Here is a 24,250-nt window from a genome sequence, read left to right as displayed (position 1 = left end):
TTCAGACGGCATTTTATGCTAAAATCCCGCCCCACAAGCCAAACGGCCGCCATATCGGGCAGGTTCGTCCGTCGGCAAACCGTGTTTTCTCCGCACAAAAATAACCATACGGCACAGTCAGGGTGTTGCCCCTTCCTGCCCCTGTTGCCGCCGCCCCGAAAGGCGGATTTGCAACCCTTGACGAAATTCCGGTAAACAAACCATGAAAAATCTCATTGCTTTCAATAAACCCTATGGCGTTATCTGCCAATTTTCGCCGCACGAAAAACACAAAAGCCTCAAAGACTTCATCGGTCTGCCCGGCTTCTATCCCGCCGGACGGCTCGACACCGACAGCGAGGGGCTGCTGCTGCTGACCGACGACGGCTGGCTTCAGGCGCAAATCGCCGACCCCAAATTCAAACAGCCCAAAACCTACTGGGCACAACTGGAAGGCTCGCCCGACGAAAGCCGTTTGGATATTCTGCGAAAAGGTGTGGACTTGGGCGATTTCACTGCCCGCCCCGCCCTCGTCCGCGTTTTAAATCCCGGCGAAGCCGAGCGTTTGTGGGAGCGCGTTCCGCCGATACGCGTCCGTAAAACCGTTCCCGATTTTTGGATTGAAATTACCATTTCTGAGGGCAAAAACCGCCAAGTCAGGCGAATGACCGCCAAGGCGGGCTATCCCTGCCTGCGACTAGTCAGGGTAGCCAGCGGCAGACTGAAACTGTTTGATTTGGATTTAAAACCCGGGGAATGGGCATACGCCCCGTTCAGACCATAAAACCGCACTGCCCTGCCATTATCCTTTTGCCCCTGCCGCTTACTGCTTAAAACAATTAGTAAAGCAAGGGCTTATTCTAATTATCTAAGACGGCCTCAAATTTTTTACCGATTGAAACATCTTTAATCACAGTGAGCTACAAGTTTTAAAGGCGGAAAGGGTTTTCTCCGTCCGGCGGATCAAAAATATGCCGTCCGAACGTTCGGGCCGCAGACAAAACGGCACTGCCCGATAAAGGCAGTGCCGTTGTCCGTTTCAAACCGTAAAACATCAGCCCAAATCAAAGGCTTTATGCAATACCCTGGTTGCCAGTTCCATATATTTTTCATCAATCAATACGGAAACTTTGATTTCGGAGGTGGAAATCATTTGGATGTTGATGCCTTCTTCTGCAAGGGTACGGAAGATTTTGGCGGCTACGCCGACGTGCGAACGCATACCCAAACCGACTGCGGAGACTTTGCACACGGTGTCGTCGCCGTCGATGGAAGCCGCGCCGATACTGTCTTGACGTTCCGACAGGATTTCCAAAGTCTGCTTGTAATCGCCGCGCGGTACGGTAAAAGAAAAATCGGTCGTGCCTTCGCTGCCGACGTTTTGGATAATCATATCAACTTCGATGTTGGCATCGGCAACCGCGCCCAAAATCTGATAGGCAACGCCGGGTTTGTCGGGTACGCCGCGCACGTTGATGCGGGCTTGGTTTTTGTCGAATGCGATACCGGTTACGGCGGCTTTTTCCATGTTGTCGTCCTCTTCAAATGTGATTAAAGTGCCGTTGCCGCCGTCTTGCAGGCTGCTCAGTACGCGCAGGCGCACTTTGTATTTTCCGGCGAATTCTACTGAACGGATTTGCAAAACTTTCGAACCGAGGCTGGCCAGTTCGATCATTTCTTCAAATGTAACCGTATCCATACGGCGCGCTTCGGGTACGACGCGGGGGTCGGTGGTATAAACGCCGTCCACGTCGGTATAGATTTGGCACTCGTCGGCTTTGAGCGCGGCGGCAAGCGCGACGGCGGAAGTGTCCGAACCGCCGCGTCCGAGCGTGGAAATATCGCCCTCACTGCTGATGCCTTGGAAGCCGGCGACGATGACGACTTTGCCGGCAGCAAGGTCGGCGCGCATTTTTTCATCGTCGATGCTTTCGATGCGGGCTTTGGTATGGGCGGTATCGGTTTTGAGGGCGACCTGCCAGCCGGTGTAGCTTTTGGCGTCAACGTCAATGTCTTTCAGGGCCATGGCCAGCAGGCCGATGGTTACTTGTTCGCCGGTGGCAAGGACGACGTCCAGCTCGCGCGGATCGGGATGTTCTTGCATTTCGTGCGCCAACGCGACCAGTCGGTTGGTTTCGCCGCTCATGGCGGATACGACGACTACGATGTCGTGTCCTTCGGCGCGGGCTTTGGCGACACGTTTGGCTACGTTTTTGATGCGTTCGGGCGAGCCTACCGATGTGCCGCCGTATTTGTGTACGATTAACGCCATATTTCGTGCTTTCTTGTGTGGGATTGGTCGGGCAGCATAGTTTGCTGGAAAAGCGGCTATTATTACTATTTTTTACATGAAGTTCAAGAACGGACTGCGCTTTCCCGCCTGCCGTTTGACAGCGGTCAGCAAAAAACCTGTTCTTTCAGATTTTTGACAAAATGCCGTCTGAACGGTTTTCAGACGGCATTCGGACGACAATCAGGCGGCGGACAACGCATTTTGCTGATAACGCAGCAGTTCGCCTATGCCTTTTTGCGCCAGTGCAACCAGTTTGCCCAACTCGTCCAAACTGAACGGCGCGCCTTCCGCCGTCCCCTGTATTTCGATGATTTTGCCCGAAGCGGTCATGACGATGTTCACATCACTGTCGCAGCCGGAGTCTTCGGGATAATCCAAATCCAAAAGCGGCACGCCGTTCACTACGCCTGCTGATACGGCGGCAACGGCTTCGCGGATGGGGTTTTCACTCAAAATGCCGTCTGAAACCAGTTTGCCGACGGCGATTTGCAGCGCGACAAACGCACCGGTAATCGAAGCCGTGCGCGTGCCGCCGTCCGCCTGAATCACATCGCAATCAATCAGGATTTGTCGTTCGCCGAGTTTTTCCATATCCACGACCGCGCGCAGCGACCGTCCGATAAGGCGTTGGATTTCCTGCGTGCGCCCAGACTGTTTGCCCGCCGAAGCTTCGCGGCGCATACGCGAAGCGGTGGAGGCGGGCAGCATACCGTATTCCGCCGTTACCCAGCCTTGGTTTTTGCCGCGCAGAAACGGCGGGACGTTTTCGTCTATGGAAGCTGTGCAGATGACTTTGGTGTTGCCGCATTCAATAAGGCACGAACCGCCCGTATGCGGCAGGAAATGAGGGGTGATTTTGATATCGCGCAGGCTGTCGGCGGCGCGTGAGGTGCGGATGTAATCAGGCATACTGCCCTCCCGTTAAAAACAGATAAATTAAAAAGCCTTAAATATGAAAAATCACATTTAAGGCCTTCAAACTGAAAATTTCTACACCTCTTCGGCTTTGCTGCGGATAATCAAAAGCGGCAGATGGCTTTGGCGCATGACGGTTTCGGCGAAACTGCCCATCAAAAGGTGCATCAGCCCGGTGCGCCCGTGCGTGCCCAACACCAGCAGGTCGGCACCGTTTTCGTCGGCATAATCGACCAAATCCTGCGCCATTTCACGCGCACCCTTATTGGCAACCAGCAGGTGTTTGACGGTATTTTCCACACCCAGTTCCCGGGCGGTGCGCTCGGCGGCATCCAAAACCTCGTTGCCTTGCGCGACGGCGGCGGCCTCGTAACTTTCGTGTTGCAAAAATTCGGGGGCAAGTGCCATATATTCGGCAGGATTGGCAACGTGCACCAAAGTCAGGCGCGCACCGTTGACCCCGGCAAGCTCGGCGGCGTGTTTCAGGGCATTGATGGACGTTTCACTGCCGTCAACGGCAACAACCAGATGTTTGTACATATCGTATTCTCCTTTTGCACCGCCTCGCGGTGCCGTCTTGTCGGATGGGCGCAGGGACAGCTTGCGCCGTTTCATTATAGACCCGCTGTCGGGCTTTATACAACAGCCGAACAGCCTGACTGCTTTCCAGTATAATATGCCGCTTTCGTGCAGTCAGGCATTTTTTGCCGGCTTTCGCTCACTTTTTGATTTGACGCAATCTTGCAGGATTCGACCATGTCCGACAACGCTTTGACCTCTTCGCGACGCTTCGGCGGCATCGCCAGACTCTACGGAGACTCTGCCTTGGCGCACTTTTCACAGGCACACGTCTGCGTAGTCGGCGTGGGCGGTGTCGGCTCGTGGGCGGTCGAGGCTTTGGCGCGGACGGGCATCGGGCGTTTGACTTTGATTGATTTGGACAACGTTGCCGAATCCAATGTCAACCGCCAGCTGCACGCCCTGACCGACGACTTCGGCAAAGCGAAAGTTACCGCCTTGCGCGAACGCATTACACAAATCAATCCGCAATGCGAAGTATTTGAAATTGAAGATTTTGTCAGTGAAGACAATATCGAAACCCTGTTTGGCAAGGGCTTTGATTTCGTCATTGACGCCATCGACCAAGTCCGCGTCAAAGCGGCAATGGCTGCTTATTTTGTGAAAAACCGTCAGCCTTTTATCATCAGCGGCGGAGCAGGCGGACAGAAAAATCCCGCCCTGATTCAAACCGCCGATTTGAGCCGCGTAACCCACGACCCGCTGCTTGCCAACCTGCGCTACACCTTGCGGAAACGCTACGGCTTCAGCCGCGATACTAAGGAAAAAATGCGCGTGCCCTGCGTGTTCTCAACCGAAAACATCACGCCGCCGCAATTGGGCGCGGCGTGTTCTACCGATGCCGCACCGCAGGGCTTGTCGTGCGCCGGCTATGGCGCAAGTATGCTCGTTACCGCTTCGTTCGGACTGTATTGCGCACAGGCGGCGGTGGAACACATCGCAGGCAAAAAATAAGCAATGCCGTCTGAAACAGGATTCAGACGGCATTTGAACAAACTATGGTTATGATTTAGGACAACAAAGGATACGGATAAGAAATAACATAAAATATATGATTCCTAATAATATACCAAGTATCGGAAAGCTATTTAATGGAATTCGTTAATAATTTAGTTATTTTTTCATTTTTATTACTAATGCTTATTCCGATATTTTTTGTAGTATATGGTATATACCATAAGATACGTTATCGCAAAATATGTATCCTAAGAACAAGTTTTACATTATTAGTGGTAATACTTTGCAGTATGTATTACATATATTGCCGTTATCTTGACCAACAAAAAGTAGCTTATTATTGCATAGATGAACAATGTATTTCTATTGTTCATCTATACAAAGATTATGGTATAAACTCTCCCATATATGCGAGAATTTACGCAGGAAAAATATTGTTTAGATTTCAAGTAAGAGCTAAAAATTACGCTGAATTACTTATGGAAGATGATATATCAATTAGTAAAAAAATTTTGGGGAATAAATTTATCATTTATGGGTCGCTACCTGTAATATACGGTAATGTAGATAATATTGAAGTAAAAGAAGCTACTGGTTATATAGATAGAGCCAGTACTGATTATATTGTCTCAAGAAACTTAAAATTCAGACATTTATATTAATTAAGGGGTTTTAGCAAGAGTGCCGTCAAAATATAGGGCGCATCATCGAATTCGCGAAAGACAAACGCTACGATGAACGTTTCAAGGATTTGAAAAAAGAATCCATAGGCTATCTGAACCGGCATCCCGGTTTGGTGGCCGACTACCTGAAGGCGGCAATCAAGCTGTCGGTTCAGAAAAACCAACATCGGCACGCCTAAAACCGTATTCGCAATCTACTCCTTTTCAAAACATTTGCATTTAAAAGCCGTTATAATGCCGTCTGAACATTTGCCGGCCACATTATGCGTGAATGCCGGCAGATTGTTTTTTTGTAAACTTATATTAAAATCCACTTACCGATTCACGCCATGCCGCCCATCCCTGCCCCATCCGCACCATCCGAGCACACTGTCGCATGGGTATTCGGTCAACCCGTTACCGATTTGCCGCAGGATTTGTTTATCCCGCCCGACGCGCTGAAAGTCGTATTGGGCAGTTTTCAAGGCCCTTTGGATCTGCTGCTCTACCTGATCCGCAAGCAGAACATCGATGTTCTCGATATTCCGATGGTGAAGATTACCGAACAGTATCTGCACTATATTGCCCAAATGGAAGCTTATCAGTTTGATTTGGCGGCAGAATATCTTTTGATGGCGGCAATGCTGATTGAAATCAAATCGCGCCTGCTGCTGCCGCGTACCGAAGCCGTCGAAGACGAAGAAGCCGACCCGCGTGCCGAGTTGGTGCGCCGCCTGTTGGCTTATGAACAGATGAAGCTGGCGGCACAAGGGTTGGACGCGCTGCCCCGAGCCGGACGGGATTTCGCGTGGGCATGCCTGCCGCTGGAAATTGCGGTCGAGACGAAGCTGCCCGAGGTTTACATCGCCGATTTGACGCAGGCATGGTTGGGGATTTTGTCGCGGGCAAAACACACGCGCAGCCACGAAGTCATCCAAGAAACCCTTTCCGTGCGCGCGCAAATGACGGCAATCCTGCGCCGTTTGAACGGACACGGAATATGCAGGTTTCACGACCTGTTCAATCCCGAACAGGGTGCGGCTTACGTGGTCGTCAACTTCATCGCGCTGCTGGAGCTTGCCAAGGAAGGATTGGTCAGAATCGTACAGGAAGACGGTTTCGGAGAAATCCGAATCAGCCTCAATCATCAAGAAACGCCTTCAGACGGCATGACCGGGACAGAAACACCGGATTGACCTATTTAAAAGGAACATGATGACAAGCAAACAAAACCAAGCCTCATTATGGGCGGTCGGACTGATGCTGTTTGCCCTGTTTTTTGGTGCGGGCAACCTGATTTATCCCGCCTATCTCGGTCAGCAGGCAGGCGAAAACTGGCTGATTTCCATGCCCGGCTTCTTATTGACCGGCGCAGGCTTGCCGCTACTGGGCGTAATCGCCATCGGCTACTCGGGTTCCCGTGATGTCGAAGCACTCGCCTCGCGTGTCGCCCCCTGGTACGGCATAGCGTTTGCCGCCTCCCTCTACCTTGCCATCGGCCCGCTGTTCGCCCTGCCCCGGACGGCGACGGTTTCCTTTGAAATCGGCGTTTTACCGCTGATCGGCAACCTTCCCCCGAATATGGCTCAGGCAGTATTCAGCCTGCTTTTTTTCGGCCTGACCTACTGGCTTTCGATCTCTCCGGGCAAATTGGTTGACCGCATCGGAAAAATCCTGACACCCGCACTCCTGCTGACCATCGCCGTATTGGTCGGTTATGCCACACTCAACCCCATCGGCACACCGCTCGCCGCACAAGGCGATTTTGCCGTCCGCCCGATGATTAAAGGCATTTTGGAAGGCTACGGCACGATGGACGCCCTCGCCTCGCTCGTATTTGCCATTATCATTATCGACGCCGTCCGCGCCATGGGTGTCGACAACCGTTCGGACCTGCTGAAAACCACCGCCATATCAGGCCTGATGGCTGCAGGCTGCCTTGCTGCGGTTTACCTGCTGATAGGCTATATGGGGGCGACCAGTGTGGCGGGAATCGGTTTGCAGGAAAACGGCGCGCTGGTATTGTCGAAATCGGCACAATACTATTTCGGACTGGGCGGCAACCTGCTGCTGGGCGTTATCGTACTGCTTGCCTGCCTGACCACCGCTGTCGGCCTGGTTACTTCGTGTGCCGAATACTTCAACCGCCTCTGTCCGGGTATTTCCTATAAAACCTTCGTCATCATCAATACGCTAGTTTCCATCATCTTGGCAAACAAGGGGCTGTCCGCCATCCTGCAGATTTCCGTCCCCATGCTAATGCTGCTTTATCCGCTGACCATCGTACTCATCCTGCTGACCCTGACCGACAGGCTGTTCGGCAGCAGCCGCATCGTCTATTTCTGCACTATGATGCCCGCACTGGCGGTCGGTCTGCTCGATGCCTACAAAACCGCCTTCGGTTTCAGCGAAACGGCAGCAAAAGCCATCGACAAAGCCCTTCCCCTATACAGCATAGGACTGGGTTGGATTATTCCCTCTTTAACCTGCTTTGCCTTAGGCTGCCTGCTCAATGCGGCCGTAAGGAAGAAACCCTGAAACCATGCCGTCTGAAAGACCTTCAGACGGCATTTTCGGCACACGGGGCGGGCGCGATGTGTTCTAATACGCCCCAAGCCGCCAACAGAAATCGGGAGACACGCCATATGACCGGCATCATACATTCGCTGCTCGACACCGACCTCTACAAATTCACTATGCTGCAAGTAGTCCTGCACCAGTTTCCGCAGACGCACAGCCTTTACGAATTCCGCTGCCGCGACGCCTCGACCGTCTATCCGCTTGCCGACATCAGGGAAGACTTGGAAGCCGAACTCGACGCACTCTGCCGCCTGCGCTTCACCCACGACGAACTCGGCTATCTGCGCTCCCTCCGCTTCATTAAAAGCGACTTTGTCGATTATCTCGAACTCTTCCAGCTCCAACGCCGCTTCGTACAAGTCAGCCCCGATGCCGAAGGCCGTCTGAACATCCGCATCGAAGGCCCAATGATACAGGCGATGTTTTTTGAAATCTTCATCCTCGCCATTGTCAACGAACTTTACTTCCGCCGGCTGGAAACCCCCGCCGTTATCGAAGAAGGCGAACGCCGGCTTCAAGCCAAAGCCGCGCGTCTGAAAGAAATAGCCGCCACACAGAATCCGGACGATCCGCCCTTCCTGATTTCCGACTTCGGCACACGCCGCCGCTACAACCTCCCATGGCAGGAACACGTCATACGCACCCTGCTTGAAGCCGCCCCCGGCATCGTACGCGGGACCAGCAACGTTTATCTCGCCAAAAAACTCGGCATTACCCCCATCGGCACCATGGCGCACGAGTTCCTTCAGGCATTCCAGGCCCTCGACGTACAATTGCGGAATTTCCAAAAAGCCGCGCTCGAAAGCTGGGTACACGAATACCGCGGCGACCTCGGTATCGCATTGACCGACGTGGTCGGCATGGATGCCTTCTTGCGCGATTTCGACCTTTATTTCGCCAAGCTCTTCGACGGTTTGCGGCATGATAGCGGAGACCCCTACGAATGGGGGGACAAAGCCTACACGCACTATAAAAAACTCAAAATCGACAGCCGGACCAAAATGCTGACCTTCTCCGACGGGCTGGATATCGACCGATCTTGGGCTTTGCACCAATATTTCAAAGACCGCTTCAAAACCAGTTTCGGAATAGGCACCAACCTGACCAACGATATGGGGCATACGCCTTTGAATATCGTGTTGAAACTGGTCGAATGCAACGGTCAGTCCGTCGCCAAGCTCTCCGACTCGCCGGGCAAAACCATGACCAACAACAGCACCTTCCTCGCCTACCTGCGCCAAGTGTTCGGCGTACCCGAGCCCGGAACGCCGTAAACCGGCAGAAAAAGCGCACAATTCCTGTTTCTGCCGTACAAATTCTTTTAAAATACCGCCTGATTTGAATTTAACCGAAAGACCGAACTTCATGAACCTACATCAAACCGTCGAACACGAAGCCGCCGCCGCCTTTACCGCCGCAGGCATCGCCGGCAGCCCCGTTGTTTTGCAGCCGACCAAAAACGCCGAGCACGGCGATTTCCAAATCAACGGCGTGATGGGTGCGGCGAAAAAAGCCAAACAAAATCCACGCGAACTGGCGCAAAAGGTCGCCGACGCATTGGCGGGCAACGCCGTCATCGAAAGCGCGGAAGTGGCCGGACCCGGCTTTATCAACCTGCGCCTGCGTCCTGAATTCCTCGCCCACAACATTCAGACGGTCTTGAACGACGCGCGTTTCGGCATAGCGCAAACCGACAAACCGCAAACCGTCGTCATCGACTATTCCTCGCCCAATCTGGCGAAGGAAATGCACGTCGGCCATCTGCGTTCCAGCATCATCGGCGACAGTATTTCGCGCGTGTTGGAATTTATGGGCAACACCGTCATCCGCCAAAACCATGTCGGCGACTGGGGTACGCAATTCGGCATGTTGGTTGCTTATTTGGTCGAGCAGCAGAAAGACAATGCCGCGTTCGAGCTGGCGGATTTGGAGCAGTTTTACCGCGCCGCCAAAGTGCGCTTTGACGAAGATCCTGCCTTCGCCGACACCGCGCGCGAATACGTTGTGAAGCTGCAAGGCGGCGATGAAACCGTATTGGCATTATGGAAACAGTTTGTCGATATTTCGCTCTCGCACGCCCAAGCCGTTTATAACACGCTGGGCTTGAAGCTGCGCCCCGAAGACGTGGCGGGCGAATCGAAGTACAACGACGATTTGCAAGCCGTGGTCGATGATTTGGTTCAAAAAGGTCTGGCGGTCGAAGACGACGGCGCGAAAGTTGTGTTCTTGGACGAGTTTAAAAACAAAGAGGGCGAACCCGCCGCATTTATCGTGCAAAAACAAGGCGGTGGCTTCCTTTATGCTTCCACCGATTTGGCGTGTCTGCGCTACCGCATAGGCCGTCTGAAAGCCGACCGCCTGCTCTACGTCGTCGACCATCGCCAAGCCCTGCACTTCGAGCAACTCTTTACCACTTCCCGCAAAGCAGGCTATTTGCCGGAAGATGCAAAAGCCGAGTTTATCGGCTTCGGCACGATGATGGGCAAAGACGGCAAACCGTTCAAAACACGCAGCGGCGACACTGTAAAACTGGTCGATTTGCTGACCGAAGCCGTCGAGCGCGCCACCGCTTTGGTGAAAGAGAAAAATCCCGGATTGGGCGCGGATGAGGCGACGAAAATCGGCAAAACCGTCGGCATCGGCGCGGTCAAATACGCCGATTTGAGCAAAAACCGCACCAGCGATTATGTGTTCGATTGGGATGCCATGCTTTCGTTTGAAGGCAATACCGCTCCTTACCTGCAATACGCCTACACACGCGTGCAAAGCATGTTCCGCAAAGCAGGCGAATGGGACGCAACTGCGCCAACCGTTTTAACCGAACCGCTGGAAAAACAGCTTGCCGCCGAGCTGCTGAAATTTGAAGACGTGCTGCAAAGCGTGGCGGACACGGCGTATCCGCACTACCTCGCCGCCTACCTCTATCAAATTGCGACCCTATTCAGCCGCTTCTACGAAGCCTGTCCGATACTCAAAGCCGAAGGCGCAAGCCGCAACAGCCGCCTGCAACTGGCAAAACTCACCGGCGACACGCTGAAACAAGGCTTGGATTTGCTGGGCATCAATGTGTTGGACGTAATGTAAAACCGCACCGCCCGATTGCGGACAACAGCCCCGCCATCCTTATCCGAATCTGAAAAAAGCGGCGCGATACACCGTATCCGCCGTCCCTCCCAAAATGCGAAACAAACAAACGCCAAGCAAGCAAGCAAGCAAGCAAGCAAGCAAGCAAGCAAGCAAGCAAGCAAGCAAGCAAGCAAGCAAGCAAAAAATTATAACCCCCTTCCTGCCGACGCACGCACTTTCCGCGCGGCGCATTCCCCTTTTTCCGCCCCTCAAACCCGCCTTTTCTTCAGGCAGGGTTTCAGCCCGCCTCCTTTCCCTGTTTTCCTTCCCTCAACACGCGTGCGCGCCCCCTGCCGCACCGTGCCGTATTTTCGCGCCCGGACGGCATCGTTCCGCCATCCGGTTCTCTGTTTTAAATACCCCTGTTTCAGAAAGAAATGCAGATGTTTCAACACACAGGACGACATATAAAGCACCGCCCTATGTGTTGCCCTGATTTGGAAGGGGTTGCGCCTCCCAAATAAAGTCTGATCCTGCCGCCCCGAAGGACAGATGTCCGAGTGGCGAAGTTTCAACCGAAAAGGAAATACAATGAATATTCACGCCCTGCTCTCCAAACAATGGACGCTGCCGCCATTCCTGCCGAAACGGCTGCTGCTGTCCCTGCTGATCCTGCTGGCCCCCAATGCGGTATTTTGGGTTTTGGCACTGCTGACCGCCACCGCCCGCCCTATTGTCAATTTGGACTACCTTCCTGCCGCGCTGCTGATTGCCCTGCCTTGGCGTTTCGTCAAAATCGCCGGCGTATTGGCATTTTGGCTGGCGGTTTTGTTTGACGGGCTGATGATGGTGATCCAGCTCTTCCCTTTTATGGACCTCATCGGTGCCATCAACCTCGTCCCCTTCATCCTGACCGCCCCCGCCCCTTATCAGATAATGACCGGACTGTTGCTGCTGTATATGCTGGCAATGCCGTTTGTGTTGCAGAAAGCCGCCGCCAAAACCGACTTCCGACACATTGCCGCCTGTGCCGCCGTCGTGGCGGCAGCCGGCTATTTCACCGGCCATTTGAGTTACTACGACCGTGGGCGGATGGCCAATATCTTCGGCGCAAACAACTTCTATTACGCCAAAAGTCAGGCGATGCTCTACACCGTCAGCCAGAATGCCGACTTTATTACCGCCGGTCTGGTCGATCCCGTCTTCCTCCCCTTGGGCAATCAGCAGCGTGCCGCCACGCATCTGAACGAGCCGAAATCTCAAAAAATCCTCTTTATCATCGCCGAATCTTGGGGGCTGCCGGCCAATCCCGAACTTCAAAACGCCACTTTTGCCAAACTGCTGGCGCAAAAAGACCGTTTTTCGGTTTGGGAAAGCGGCAGTTTTCCCTTTATCGGCGCGACGGTCGAAGGCGAAATGCGCGAATTGTGCGCCTACGGCGGTTTGCGCGGGTTCGCACTGCGCCGCGCGCCCGACGAAAAATTTGCCCGCTGCCTCCCCAACCGTTTGAAACAAGAAGGTTACGCCACCTTTGCGATGCACGGCGCGGGCAGTTCGCTTTACGACCGCTTCAGCTGGTATCCGAGGGCGGGCTTTCAAGAAATCAAAACCGCCGAAAACCTGATCGGTAAAAAAACCTGCGCCATTTTCGGCGGCGTGTGCGACAGCGAGCTGTTCGGCGAAGTGTCGGCATTTTTCAAAAAACACGACAAGGGACTGTTTTACTGGATGACGCTGACCAGCCACGCCGACTATCCCGAATCCGACATTTTCAACCACAGGCTCAAATGCACCGAATACGGCCTGCCCGCCGAAACCGACCTCTGCCGCAACTTCAGCCTGCACACCCAATTCTTCGACCAACTGGCGGATTTGATCCGACGCCCCGAAATGAAAGGCACGGAAGTCATCATCGTCGGCGACCATCCGCCGCCCGTCGGCAACCTCAATGAAACCTTCCGCTACCTCAAACAGGGGCACGTCGCCTGGCTGCACTTCAAAATCAAATAACAACAATGCCGTCTGAACGCACCAACAGCCTTCAGACGGCATTTTGCAGACAGACCGACCCACATTCATCATCTCCGATAAATTGCCTTATAAGAATCCAAAAATCCAAAATCACAGGAAGTTATCAAAAAAAAACAGAAACCATCCGCCGTCATTCCCGCGAAAGCGGGAATCCGGAAACCCAAAGCCACGGGAATTTATCGGAAAAACCAAAACTCCTCCGCCGTCATTCCCGCGAAAGCGAGAATCCGGAAACCCAAAGCCACAGGAATTTATCGGAAATAACTGAAACGCCGCCGCCGTCGTTCCCGCGCAGGCGGGAATCTAGGTCTGTCGGTGCGGAAACTTATCGGATAAAACGGTTTCTTCAGATTTTACGTTCTGGATTCCCACTTTCGTGGGAATGACGGGATGTAGGTTCGTAGGAATGACGTGGTGCAGGTTTCCGTATGGATGGATTCGTCGTTCCCGCAAAAGCGGGAATCCAAAGCCACAGAAATTTATCGGAAAAACCGAAACTCAAAAACAACGGAAACCGAACGGACAGGATTCCCGCCTGCGCGGGAATGACGGCTCATACATCATCCAAAAAAATTGAAACCAAACAAATGGGATTCCCTCTTGCATGAGGCTGACAGATGCCGTCTGAAAGGCTTTCAGACGGCATAGGGCGTTTTCTCTTTGAATTTATAGTGGATTAACAAAAATCAGGACAAGGCGACGAAGCCGCAGACAGTACAAATAGTACGGAACCGATTCACTTGATGCTTCAGCACCTTAGAGAATCGTTCTCTTTGAGCTAAGGCGAGGCAACGCCGTACTGGTTTTTGTTAATCCACTATAAATTTGCCACAAAAAAGCTGCCTCAAATGAATACTCGGGCAGCTTTTTGTTGATATGGCTCCAATCAGCGGTGTTGCGGATTGTAACGTTTTTCCAAACGCAGGAATATCCAACCTAAGAAAGTCGTCATCAGAAGATAAATCAGGGCGACGGCATAGAGCGGTTCTTCATAAACCGAGTACCGGCCCGTAATCGTTTTCTGAACATAGGACAACTCCGGCACGGCAATGACCGACAGCAGCGAGCTGTCTTTCAAGAGCGTGATGAACTCGCTCGCCAAAGGCGGCAGCATACGGCGCAATGCCTGCGGCAGAATCACATAGCGCATCGCCTGCGGATAAGTCATACCCAAAGAACGCGCCGCCTCCATCTGCCCTTTGTCTATAGACTGGATGCCCGCGCGGAAAATCTCACAGATATACGCCCCCGAGTTGGCGATCAGTGCCAAAGAACCGGCAATCAGCGGGCCGTATCCCCGACGCAGCTCGACTGCCGCCTCGCCGCTGACCAAAATGCCGTCTGAAGGATGGACGAAAAACAGAAACCACACATACGCCCAAATCACAATCTGCACAAACAGCGGCGTGCCCCGGAACAGGGTAACGTACAACAGAGAAAACTTACGCAACGCCCACGCCAGCACGCGCATCGGCGCACCGGCTTTTTCCAAGTGAATCAGGCGCGCCAACGCCAAAAACAGCCCTAATACCGAACCACCCGCCGTTGCCACGACCGTCAGCCCCAAGGTCACCAGTGCGCCGTAAAGGAACATCCAGCGGTATTCGTAAATAATATCAAAACGAAAATCCATATACCGTCCGTATCAAAAATCGGCGGAACTGCCGCCGTTTACAAACAATCCGCCATTTTACCGTAAAAACCGCCGCCTGAACTTTTTTATCGCGGCAGACGGCGGTTGCGCGTTTCCGCAAAAAATGCAGGGCGCGCGGTTTTCAGACGGCATTTGCCGTTCAAAGCCGTGCAGTGTCTTTACCAAATGCCCAACCATTCGCCCACGGAATCCGTCCAATCCTTATTGCCCCCGCCGCTCCTGCCTGCCCGGCGGTACGCCCACGGCGCTTGAGGATTTTTAGCTTTCCACAATCCTTTGCGTTCCCTTTCCGCCTGAATTTGAGCGTCGGCATAGTCGGCAAAATCCGCCTTATCCTGCTGTTCTTTAGCATAACTTTTATAATGCCACGCCGCCCCGTCCTGCACCTGCATCAGGTTCAAATCGGCTTTGCCGACAGAAACCTGCGCCACTTCGCGCTGGTAGCGGTCGGTGTCGAACACGCGCACGCTGACCTTCCTGCCTTCCGCCGCCGCGCGCAGGTTGTCGCGCGAACGCGTGCCGTAAGCCTGTTTCATCTCCGGCGCGTCGATATACGCCATACGGATTTTGTGTTTCGCGCCGTCGCCGTCGATGACGTGCAGGGTGTCGCCGTCATAGACTTTGGACACCGTGCCTGTGTAGCTGTGGCCGGATTTCGCCGATGCCCGTCGGCGGGCGGGTGTTTCGTACCTACCCGCCCCCTCCTCTACACCCAATTCATTCAGTACGGCAATACCGGTACGGACAAGCTCGCTGTCGTATCCCGTATAACCCAACGCGCCCAAAAGCGACAGGGCGACGGGAAGCCATTTCATGATTTTTTTAATCTGCATATTTTTCAAATGCCGATGCCGTCTGAACATATCGGAACCGGATTTCAGACGGCATCTTAACGTCAGGATTACCCTTGGCAGGGATAGATGACTTTCGCGCCCTCTTCCGTACCTAAAATCAACACGTCGGCGGCATCGCGGGCGAATATGCCGTTTTCGAGTACGCCGGTGATTTTGTTGATTTCGTCTTCCATCGTCAGCGGCTGATCGATATTCAAATCGTGGACATCGACGATTTGGTTGCCGTAAAACGTGGTGTAGCCGATACGCAGTTCGGGCTGTCCGCCCATAGCGAGCAGTTTGCGCGAAACAAGGGAGCGCGCGCTTTCGACGACTTCCACGGGCAGAGGGAATTTGCCCAAACGTGAAACATATTTGCTTTCATCCGCAATGCAGACGAATTTTTCTGATGCGCTGGCGACGATTTTTTCGTTGAGGTGCGCGCCGCCGCCGCCCTTAATCATTTGCAGGGCGTGGTTGACTTCGTCCGCACCGTCGATATAGACCGCCAACCCCGATACTTCGTTCAAAGAAACGACGGGAATATCATATTGGGCAAGCAGTTCGCTGGATTTTTTGGAAGTAGATACCGCGCCTTTGATTTTTTTGCCGCTCTTACCCAAGGCTTCGATGAAAAAGTTGATGGTCGAGCCGGTACCGATGCCGATATATTCATTTTCGGGTACGAATTCGACTGCTTTTTCGGCGGCGATGCGCTTGAGTTCGTCTTGTGTCGTCATATTTTTGTCCTTTGGGAAACCGTATCAACAAACAGCCGCCATCTTAACATTTTTTTGCACGTCCTGCCCGCCGCGTTCAAATCCGTACCAGCAATACCGCCGCCTGCGCCTCTATGCCTTCCATGCGCCCGAGATAACCGAGTTTTTCGTTGGTTTTGCCTTTGATGTTGACGCACGAAATATCGATACCCAAATCGGCGGCGATGTTGGCACGCATTTGCGGAATGTGCGGCGCGAGCTTGGGTTTCTGTGCAATCACGGTCGTATCGACATTGACCGCCTGCCACCCCTTAGCTTGAACGCTCCGATAGGCATCGCGCAGCAGGACGCGGCTGTCCGCATCTTTGAACTCTGCGGCGGTATCGGGGAAATGGCTGCCGATATCGCCCAAACCTGCCGCACCGAGCAGCGCGTCGGTAACGGCGTGCAACAGCGCGTCGGCATCGGAATGTCCGAGCAGTCCTTTTTCAAATGGGATTTCAACTCCGCCAAGTATCAGCTTTCTGCCTTCGCTCAGTTGGTGGACATCGTAGCCCTGTCCGATACGGATGTTTGTCATCGTTTGTGTTCCTGATGGTTTGAATTGAAGTTCAGACGGCATCGAGCAGCAGCTTGACGATGTATGCGTCCTGCGGCTGCGTCAGTTTCAAATTACGCGCGTCGCCCTGCACCAGCAAAGGGCGGATGCCCAATTTTTCGACGGCAGAGGCTTCATCGGTAATGCCTTCCAAGTTTTCCGTAGCCAATGCGCGGCACAGTAGCCCGACGCGGAAAAGCTGCGGCGTTTGTGCCTGCCAAAGCCCCGAACGGTCGACAGTTGCACTAATGTTCCCACCGTCCGCACGTTTGAGCGTATCGGCAACGGGAATTGCCAAAATCCCACCTTCGGCAGCGTTGCCCGCCTGTTCTATCAACCGCGTCAGAGCTTCAGACGGCAGGCAGCATCGGGCGGCATCGTGTACCAGAATATTGTCGGTTTCCGCCGCCAAACCGGTTTCCAACAGTTTTGCCACACCGTTGCGGACAGTTTCGGCGCGGCTCCGCCCTCCGATTTTCCAGACTTCCACACCGGCAAATGCCGTCTGAAAACCATCGGCAAGGACATCTTCCGGCGATACGACGACAACCGTCATATCGATGGACGGATGATTTTGAAAAATGCAAACCGTATACTCCAGAACCGTTTTTCCGCCGATTTCGACATACTGCTTGGGTTTGTCCGCACCGAAACGCGCCCCGATGCCCGCAGCGGGAATCAGGGCAATATTTTTGCGTTTCATGCGTTTTCCCCGCCGTTTTCAGACGGCACGGCTTCCTTACGCCAAATACAGGCTTCGCCCAAGCCGTCCAAATATTGCCCGTGTTCCGCCAACTCGTTTTCGTCCGCCCTGATGACTTTCAGTTTGCCGCTGCGTTTGGTTTCGGTATGCGCCACGGGTTTGGTTTCCATTTTTTCCTCTGCGGTCTCCCCCATCAAGTCGAACTGCTGGCGTGTCATGGCAAGATAGACCTCGCCCAAAAGTTCGCAGTCAATCAGTGCGCCGTGCAAGACGCGCTTGCTGCGGTCGACGGAAAAACGGTTGCACAGGGCATCCAGGCTGGCTTTCTGCCCGGGGAACATTTCGCGCGCCATCGCCAGGGTATCGGTAACGGTACAGCCGAGTTCCTCGACAGTCGGCAGCCCCATCCGGCGAAACTCCATATTGAGGAAGCCCACGTCGAATTTGGCATTGTGGATAATCAACTCCGCACCGCGCAGAAAATCGGCAATCTGCCTGCCGACCTCTGCAAACGGCAGCGCATTTTTCTCTTCCAAAACCTGTATCGTCAAGCCGTGGACGCGTGCCGCCTCTTCGGGCATATCGCGCTCGGGGTGGACATAGAGGTGCAGGTTTTTGTCGGTCATTTGGCGGTTGACCATTTCCAGACCGGCAAACTCGACCAAGCGGTCGCCGCCGTCGGCATACAGGCCGGTGGTTTCGGTATCGAGGATGATTTGGCGTTGAATCATGTCTGCTTCTTTCTTCAAATTTTCCATCTGCTGACTATTTTTTAGGCAGCGTATTTTTCTATTTTCATTTCAATGTACAAACCCACTTATTCACAGCGTGTTCACAACATTGGACAGGCGGATTGTGTATTTTGGGGACAATTTTTTCAGACGGCATTCAACGTTTTTCCCCAACCGGCACAACTCCCAAAAACCGCTTCTCACGTTTCACCAAATACGCCAACAGCGGAATATTTCCCAAGGCGACAATCAGATACAGCAGTGAAATGCTGTCAAACAAAAACAGCAGCACCGCACTCAAAACGGCGGCGGAAACCATAAAGATACCGTTAATGATATTGTTGGCGGCAACAGCGTGGGCACGGAAAGTCTCGCTGCTGGCGGTTTGCAGCCAGGTATAGAGCGGAACGGAGAAGAAGCCGCCGAAAAAGCCGATCAGCATCATCACCAGCATGACGGGGTATGCCCATCCTTGTGACAGGAACCAGAAAATGCCGTTCAGCCCTTCAAAACGATGACCGTGCGTCAGCCACACCAAAACCAGGCCGCAAACCGTCAAACCCAACGTACCAACCGTTACCCAAGCCAACATCAGCCGTTCCCTGCTGAACTTGGCACACAGTACCGAACCGGCGGCAATACCGATGGAAAACAGGGCAAGCATCAGGTTGAAAACATTGTCGTTGCCGCCCAAATGGATTTGGGTAAAGGTCGGCAGTTGCGTGGTATAAACCGCGCCGACAAACCAAAACCACGAAATACCGATAATGGCGGTAAAGACGGGTTTGTGCCGCACCGTTTCACGAAGCAGGGATTTTGTACCCCGGACAATATTCCACTCGATTTGGGTATCGGCAGCCTTGGCGGGTACAGACGGCATAAACAGGCTGCCGGCCGTCCCTCCGACGGCGACCAGCAAAACCAGTATCCCGACAATATAAGGCGGCGCACCTGCCACCGCAGTCCCCAGTATCTGACCGAACAGGATGGCGATAAACGTACCGGATTCAATCAGGCTGTTGCCCATCATCAGCTCTTTGTCGTCGAGATAATCGGGCAGGATGGCGTATTTCAGCGGGCCGAACAGCGTCGATTGCGCGCCCATACAAAACAGACAGAGCAAGAGCAGCGGGGCTGACCGGATATAAAACCCGTATGCCGCCACCGCCATAATGATGATTTCCAGCACCTTAATCCAACGTGCCAAAACAGCCTTGTCGAATTTATTGCTCAACTGTCCCGACAGTGCAGAAAACAGGAAATACGGCAGGATAAACAGCAATGCACCCAAATTCAACATCTGTCCGGCAGGCAGGAAGCCGTTTTTTCCCAAACCGTAAAACCCGATCATCACAAACAGCGCGGTTTTGAACACATTGTCGTTGAACGCACCGAGAAACTGCGTGCCGAAAAGCGGGGCGAAACGGCGGCTTTTGACCAGTCCCAAACCGCCTTTTTTAGCGTCCATCGTTTTCCTTCTCTTTTTCAACCAGTTTACTTGTCGAATCATCATCCATCAGAATGCGGTGCGCAGGCCCTTCCAAGTCGTCAAACTGCCCGTTTTTACCCGACCACCAAAAAAACCAGCCGATAACAAATGCCAAAATAATGCTGATGGGCACCAATATAAACATACTTTCCATCATATATTCCCTGTCAAATCGTTCAAAACAAAAGTCTGCCCCGATACGGTCAGATATTCGTTACGCAAAGTTCCGACGGGGGCTTCGTCAAAAAACAGCTCGATACGGTCTTTGACCACGCGCCAATATTGGGGAATTTCCGTCTGGGCAAACGGCGACAGGACATGGTTGCCCGCTCCATCTTCCAATTTAACGGCAAAACGTCCGCTCTGCGGCCGCGCCTCCGACTCATCGTCGGCAAGCAGGATGAAAAAGCCTATATGCTGTCCCGATTGGGTATGGATACTGAAATAATGCATAAATCCCCCATCCGCCTTTTTCAGACGGCATCAACTAAAAACAGGGCGAATGTACCAGCTTGAACGGGAAAAACGCAAAGAATCCTCTCCGCAACCTCGAAAAATACCGACATCCCGCATATTTTCCCTTCCCCGTCAAAATACCCGACTTCCGCCATTTTCACGCAAACGCCCGATTAAGCCAAGCAGCCGCAACGGTTTTTTGATAAAATAGCGCGTTTTTATTCATCAACCGTTTCAGTCGGCCCCACTACTTTCCCGTCAAGGAAAGCAAAACGGATTCGGCACGGGACTTGGTTAGTATCCGGGTCCGACCCCCATGCCGTCTGAAACTTTCCGGAGTTAGAAAATGTCCCAAAAATTAATCTTGGTTTTGAACTGCGGCAGCTCGTCCCTCAAAGGTGCAGTCTTAGATAACAATAGCGGCGAAGTCCTGCTCAGCTGCCTTGCCGAAAAACTCAACCTGCCCGATGCCTACATCACATTCAAAGTAAACGGCGAAAAACACAAAGTCGACCTGTCTGCCAAGCCCGACCACACCGGCGCAGTCGAAGCCCTGATGGAAGAACTCAAAGCCCACGGCCTCGACAGCCGTATCGGAGCCATCGGCCACCGCGTCGTCAGCGGCGGCGAACTGTACAGCGAATCCATCCTCGTTGACGACGAAGTCATTGCCGGCATCGAAAAATGCATCCCGCTCGCCCCCCTGCACAACCCCGCCCACCTCTTGGGTCTGCGTGCCGCACAAAGCATTTTCAAAGGCCTGCCCAACGTCGTCGTTTTCGACACCGCCTTCCACCAAACCATGCCGGAACACGCCTACAAATACGCCATTCCGCAAGAATACTATGAAAAATACGGCCTGCGCCGCTACGGCGCGCACGGCACCAGCTACCGCTTCGTTGCCGACGAAACCGCACGCTTCCTCGGTAAAGACAAAAAAGACCTGCGTATGGTCATCGCCCACTTGGGCAACGGCGCGTCCATCACCGCCGTCGCCAACGGCGAATCCCGCGACACCAGCATGGGTCTGACCCCGCTGGAAGGGCTGGTAATGGGTACGCGCAGCGGCGACATCGATCCTTCCGTATTCGGCTTCCTTGCCGAAAACGCCAATATGACCATTGCCCAAATCACCGAAATGCTGAACAAAAAATCCGGCCTGCTCGGTCTGTCCGGCCTGTCCAACGACTGCCGCACCATTGAAGAAGAAGCCGCCAAGGGGCATAAAGGCGCGAAATTGGCCTTGGATATGTTTATCTACCGCCTTGCCAAATACATCGGCAGCATGGCGGTTGCCGCAGGCGGCTTGGACGCGCTGGTCTTTACCGGCGGTATTGGCGAAAACTCCGACATCATCCGCGAACGCGTGATCGGCTACTTGGGCTTCCTCGGTCTGAACATCGACCAAGAAGCCAACCTGAAAGCCCGCTTCGGAAACGCCGGCGTGATTACCACTGCCGACAGCAAAGCCGTTGCCGTGGTCATTCCGACCAACGAAGAGCTGATGATTGCCCACGATACCGCCCGTTTGAGCGGTCTGTAAGGTTTTATCCTCACGCGAACTGCCTCCGTTTCCGGAGGCAGTTTTTTTATAGTGGATTAACAAAAACCAGTACAGCGTTGCCTCGCCTTAGCTCAAAGAGAACGATTCTCTAAGGTGCTCAAGCACCAAGTGAATCAGTTCCGTACTATCTGTACTGTCTGCGGCTTCGTCGCTTTGTCCTGATTTTTGTTAATCCACTATATCCGGCTTTCCATACTTAAACAGCACTGCCTCTTTTCAGACATTGACGATTGCAGCTACCCCACCTGAACCTTGATAATTGACTATTTTTTAATCATGTTATTATTTTCCATAAAATACATGGCATTAAGATGTTTTTCCACAAAAGATACACACACCGGCAAACACCGGCTGTGTTTATCTTTTCTTATGCCTATTTTTTAATCATCGTATTTTTATCTTTTAATTTCAATACGAAAACCGACTTATACACATGGTTTTCACATCTTTGGACCGCTTCCGTGTGTATAGCGGATATTGCCGTTTTCCTTTCTGACAAAAATGCCGTCTGAGAACTTCAGACGGCATTTGAAACATCGGAATCAGCGGTTCTGTTCATACCACTCAATAAACTTGTCTGCTTTGACAAAACCCAGCAGCGGCTCACTGCGGCTGCCGTCGGCGCGGACGACAAACACGCCCGGCGGCCCGAACAGACCGTATTCTTTCAACAACGCCTGATGTTCGGGCGTATTGGCGGTTACATCGATTTGGAAAAAGCGTTCCATATCGACCGCCTGATGCACTTCCGGCTGATTGAGCGTGTATGCCGCCATTTCTTTGCAGGAAATGCACCAGTCGGCATAAAAATCCAAAACGACGGGTTTGTCGGGATGTTCTTTCAACGCCGTATCCATCGCTGCCTTCAGCGCGGCAGTATCGGCAAACATTTTGCCGTGTTCCGAAGATTTGCCTGCTTCGGCCGGGGGATTGAGGGTCAGGAAATGGTGCAGCGCGGTCGTTTTGCCGTTTGCGCCCTGCCAGCCGAACCACGCGCCGCCTATCAGCAAAATGCCGCCCAACACATACGCCGCCGCTTTCGGACGGCGTTTCTGCCTGCGTCCGTTGACCAGCAGCATAAAGGCAGGAACCAGCATCAGCAGCGTGTACAGCGCGACGACGAGATAATAGGGCAAATGCGGCGTGGCGAGGTAAACGGCGACGGCTAGCAGGATGAAGCCGAATGCGTATTTGACGGCATTCATCCAATCACCAGCCTTAGGCAGGATATGTCCGCCGAACGTGCCGATGGCAATCAGCGGCACGCCGGTGCCCAACGCCAAAGTGTAAAGTGCCAAACCGCCCAAAACCGCATCGCCCGTCTGACCGATATAGCCCAAGGCAAATGCCAGCGGCGGGGCGACGCACGGCCCGACAATCAGCGCGGACAATATGCCCATAATAAAGACGGAAACGATTTTACCGCCTGAAAGTTTGCTGCTCTGGTTTTGGAAATACGACTGTACGGCGTTGGGAAGCTGGATGTTGAACAGCCCGAACATAGACAGTGCCAAGACGACCATCAAAGCCGATGCCGCCAACACGACCCAAGCCTGCTGCAACCATACGGTCAGCAGCGCGCCCGTCAGTCCGGCAACAATGCCGACCAGCGTATAAGTCAGAGCCAAACCCTGAACATAAACGACGGACAGCACAAACGCCCGTGCCTTGCCCGCCTTTTTGTCACCGACCACGATACTGGAAACAATCGGCAACAGGGGATACATACAGGCGGTAAAACTCAGACCCAAACCGGCGAGAAAAAACGCCAACAGGTTGGCGTTGAGCGTATCCCAAGACAGCTTGAAACGGCTGTCGCCGCCCTCGTCCCCCTTCGGGGGCGGCAACGCCCCGCTGCCGTTTGGGGCGGAAGGCTGCAAAAAGCGGTCTTTGGCCGATGCCGGTTCGTCGGTTTGCGGATGGTAAGTGCCGTTGCCGGAAATATCAAACTCGGTATCCACGGGCGGATAGCACACACCGGCTTCGGCACAGCCCTGATAGGTCAAAACCAATTTATACGGTTCGCCGACAGCCTTTGCATAAGGAAAGGCAACATGCGCCTCGTGATGGTAAACCGTCTGCCTGCCAAAAAACTCGTCTTCCTTCTCTTCGCCCTTGCTGAAAGAAGGCTGTCCCAACAAATCCGCCGGATCGGTTTTGCCGACGATTTTCGCCTGATACATATAGTATCCGTCGGCAATCCTGAAACGGACGTTCACACCGTCGTCGGCAACGGTAAGCTCCGGCACGAATGCCTTTTCCGGCGGCAGCAGATCGTTCGCATCCAGCGCGAAAGCCCGTCCGCACAACATCAAAAATACGGCGAACAGGCAAATCAGTTTTTTCATAATCGAATCCGTTTCAGACAAATAATTTGTCCACATTATAAAAGGTAAGGTTGACGGCGGGATTTAATTTATGTAAAACCCGCCATTGTCCGA

Annotated in this window: 22 protein-coding genes and 2 pseudogenes; 10 read left to right on the top strand and 14 right to left on the bottom strand. The window is 53.2% G+C overall.

Translation table 11 applies throughout. The features are described 5' to 3' along the window. Window positions 1–202: 202 nt before the first annotated feature. Complete coding sequence (locus Q9I99_RS02270; protein ID WP_301668105.1) at window positions 203–763, top strand: pseudouridine synthase; 561 nt, start codon at window positions 203–205, stop codon at window positions 761–763. 270 nt (window positions 764–1,033) lie between these two features. Here the strand turns inward: Q9I99_RS02270 and Q9I99_RS02265 are convergent, their stop codons facing one another. From Q9I99_RS02265 to Q9I99_RS02255, 3 genes are all read right to left on the bottom strand, one after another. After that, on the bottom strand, window positions 1,034–2,251 hold the full coding sequence (locus tag Q9I99_RS02265) for an aspartate kinase (RefSeq protein WP_301668104.1): 1,218 nt from the start codon (window positions 2,249–2,251) through the stop codon (window positions 1,034–1,036). 201 nt (window positions 2,252–2,452) lie between these two features. Continuing rightward, the gene (rph, locus tag Q9I99_RS02260; RefSeq protein WP_301668103.1) at window positions 2,453–3,181 is read right to left on the bottom strand and encodes a ribonuclease PH; all 729 of its coding nucleotides are present in this window, start codon (window positions 3,179–3,181) and stop codon (window positions 2,453–2,455) included. Window positions 3,182–3,262: 81 nt separating this feature from the next. Continuing rightward, window positions 3,263–3,727, bottom strand: coding sequence for a universal stress protein (locus Q9I99_RS02255; RefSeq protein WP_101132176.1), 465 nt, complete (start codon window positions 3,725–3,727; stop codon window positions 3,263–3,265). Window positions 3,728–3,943: 216 nt separating this feature from the next. Here Q9I99_RS02255 and Q9I99_RS02250 point away from each other — a divergent pair, with 216 nt between their 5' ends. The 8 genes and pseudogenes from Q9I99_RS02250 (at window position 3,944) to Q9I99_RS02220 (ending at window position 13,041) form a co-directional block, all read left to right on the top strand. Next, window positions 3,944–4,720 carry a tRNA threonylcarbamoyladenosine dehydratase gene (locus Q9I99_RS02250; RefSeq protein ID WP_301668102.1) on the top strand — a complete coding sequence of 259 codons (777 nt, stop codon included), beginning with the start codon at window positions 3,944–3,946 and terminating at the stop codon, window positions 4,718–4,720. Window positions 4,721–4,857: 137 nt separating this feature from the next. Next, window positions 4,858–5,385: a hypothetical protein gene (locus tag Q9I99_RS02245; protein WP_301668101.1), complete on the top strand. Its 528-nt coding sequence runs from the start codon at window positions 4,858–4,860 to the stop codon at window positions 5,383–5,385. A gap of 17 nt (window positions 5,386–5,402) precedes the next feature. Then, window positions 5,403–5,540 (top strand): annotated as a pseudogene (locus tag Q9I99_RS11530) (VENN motif pre-toxin domain-containing protein); the annotation flags it as partial. 195 nt (window positions 5,541–5,735) lie between these two features. Further along, on the top strand, window positions 5,736–6,581 hold the full coding sequence (locus Q9I99_RS02240) for a segregation and condensation protein A (RefSeq protein WP_301668100.1): 846 nt from the start codon (window positions 5,736–5,738) through the stop codon (window positions 6,579–6,581). Window positions 6,582–6,597: 16 nt separating this feature from the next. Beyond that, complete coding sequence (gene brnQ, locus Q9I99_RS02235) at window positions 6,598–7,923, top strand: branched-chain amino acid transport system II carrier protein (RefSeq protein WP_301668099.1); 1,326 nt, start codon at window positions 6,598–6,600, stop codon at window positions 7,921–7,923. A 107-nt stretch (window positions 7,924–8,030) separates the two neighbouring features. Next, entirely contained in the window at window positions 8,031–9,239 is a 1,209-nt protein-coding gene (gene pncB, locus Q9I99_RS02230) for a nicotinate phosphoribosyltransferase (RefSeq protein WP_301668207.1), read from the top strand. Between the two features lie 91 nt (window positions 9,240–9,330). Then, complete coding sequence (argS, locus tag Q9I99_RS02225) at window positions 9,331–11,049, top strand: arginine--tRNA ligase (protein ID WP_301668098.1); 1,719 nt, start codon at window positions 9,331–9,333, stop codon at window positions 11,047–11,049. A gap of 573 nt (window positions 11,050–11,622) precedes the next feature. Then, window positions 11,623–13,041: a sulfatase-like hydrolase/transferase gene (locus Q9I99_RS02220; protein WP_301668097.1), complete on the top strand. Its 1,419-nt coding sequence runs from the start codon at window positions 11,623–11,625 to the stop codon at window positions 13,039–13,041. Window positions 13,042–13,948: 907 nt separating this feature from the next. On the opposite strand, the gene Q9I99_RS02215 is transcribed toward Q9I99_RS02220, so the two are convergent. The 10 genes and pseudogenes from Q9I99_RS02215 to Q9I99_RS02170 all read right to left on the bottom strand — a co-directional run bounded on the left by Q9I99_RS02215 (window position 13,949) and on the right by Q9I99_RS02170 (window position 20,242). Beyond that, a complete protein-coding gene (locus Q9I99_RS02215; protein ID WP_301668096.1) occupies window positions 13,949–14,695 on the bottom strand; it encodes an amino acid ABC transporter permease in 747 nt (248 codons plus the stop codon). Continuing rightward, window positions 14,679–14,859 (bottom strand): annotated as a pseudogene (locus tag Q9I99_RS02210) (hypothetical protein). The gene Q9I99_RS02215 and the pseudogene Q9I99_RS02210 overlap by 17 nt, the downstream one beginning before the upstream one ends. 15 nt (window positions 14,860–14,874) lie before the next feature. Then, the gene (locus Q9I99_RS02205) at window positions 14,875–15,549 is read right to left on the bottom strand and encodes a thermonuclease family protein (protein WP_301668095.1); all 675 of its coding nucleotides are present in this window, start codon (window positions 15,547–15,549) and stop codon (window positions 14,875–14,877) included. A gap of 68 nt (window positions 15,550–15,617) precedes the next feature. After that, the gene (gene rpiA / locus Q9I99_RS02200) at window positions 15,618–16,289 is read right to left on the bottom strand and encodes a ribose-5-phosphate isomerase RpiA (RefSeq protein WP_301668094.1); all 672 of its coding nucleotides are present in this window, start codon (window positions 16,287–16,289) and stop codon (window positions 15,618–15,620) included. Between the two features lie 76 nt (window positions 16,290–16,365). Then, on the bottom strand, window positions 16,366–16,848 hold the full coding sequence (gene ispF, locus Q9I99_RS02195; RefSeq protein WP_301668206.1) for a 2-C-methyl-D-erythritol 2,4-cyclodiphosphate synthase: 483 nt from the start codon (window positions 16,846–16,848) through the stop codon (window positions 16,366–16,368). Between the two features lie 31 nt (window positions 16,849–16,879). Then, window positions 16,880–17,569, bottom strand: a complete 690-nt coding sequence (gene ispD / locus Q9I99_RS02190; RefSeq protein WP_301668093.1) for a 2-C-methyl-D-erythritol 4-phosphate cytidylyltransferase — start codon at window positions 17,567–17,569, stop codon at window positions 16,880–16,882. Beyond that, window positions 17,566–18,300, bottom strand: a complete 735-nt coding sequence (gene dnaQ / locus Q9I99_RS02185) for a DNA polymerase III subunit epsilon (RefSeq protein WP_301668092.1) — start codon at window positions 18,298–18,300, stop codon at window positions 17,566–17,568. The genes ispD and dnaQ overlap by 4 nt, the downstream gene beginning before the upstream one ends. Before the next feature lie 157 nt (window positions 18,301–18,457). Continuing rightward, on the bottom strand, window positions 18,458–19,768 hold the full coding sequence (locus Q9I99_RS02180) for an MFS transporter (protein WP_301668091.1): 1,311 nt from the start codon (window positions 19,766–19,768) through the stop codon (window positions 18,458–18,460). Then, entirely contained in the window at window positions 19,758–19,943 is a 186-nt protein-coding gene (gene ccoS, locus Q9I99_RS02175) for a cbb3-type cytochrome oxidase assembly protein CcoS (RefSeq protein WP_003751268.1), read from the bottom strand. The genes Q9I99_RS02180 and ccoS overlap by 11 nt, the downstream gene beginning before the upstream one ends. After that, window positions 19,943–20,242, bottom strand: a complete 300-nt coding sequence (locus Q9I99_RS02170; protein WP_301668090.1) for an HLGFF motif protein — start codon at window positions 20,240–20,242, stop codon at window positions 19,943–19,945. Before Q9I99_RS02170 ends, ccoS begins: the two co-directional genes overlap by 1 nt. A 349-nt stretch (window positions 20,243–20,591) precedes the next feature. Between Q9I99_RS02170 and Q9I99_RS02165 the strand changes: the two genes are divergently transcribed. After that, entirely contained in the window at window positions 20,592–21,788 is a 1,197-nt protein-coding gene (locus Q9I99_RS02165; protein WP_118792286.1) for an acetate kinase, read from the top strand. A gap of 563 nt (window positions 21,789–22,351) precedes the next feature. Here Q9I99_RS02165 and Q9I99_RS02160 read toward each other — a convergent pair. Next, entirely contained in the window at window positions 22,352–24,193 is a 1,842-nt protein-coding gene (locus Q9I99_RS02160) for a protein-disulfide reductase DsbD (RefSeq protein WP_301668089.1), read from the bottom strand. Window positions 24,194–24,250 lie beyond the last annotated feature (57 nt).

Source organism: Neisseria basseii, from assembly GCF_962707005.1.
GTDB classification, from domain to species: Bacteria; Pseudomonadota; Gammaproteobacteria; order Burkholderiales; family Neisseriaceae; genus Neisseria; species Neisseria bergeri.
This window is presented reverse-complemented; position numbering and strand designations above follow the sequence as displayed.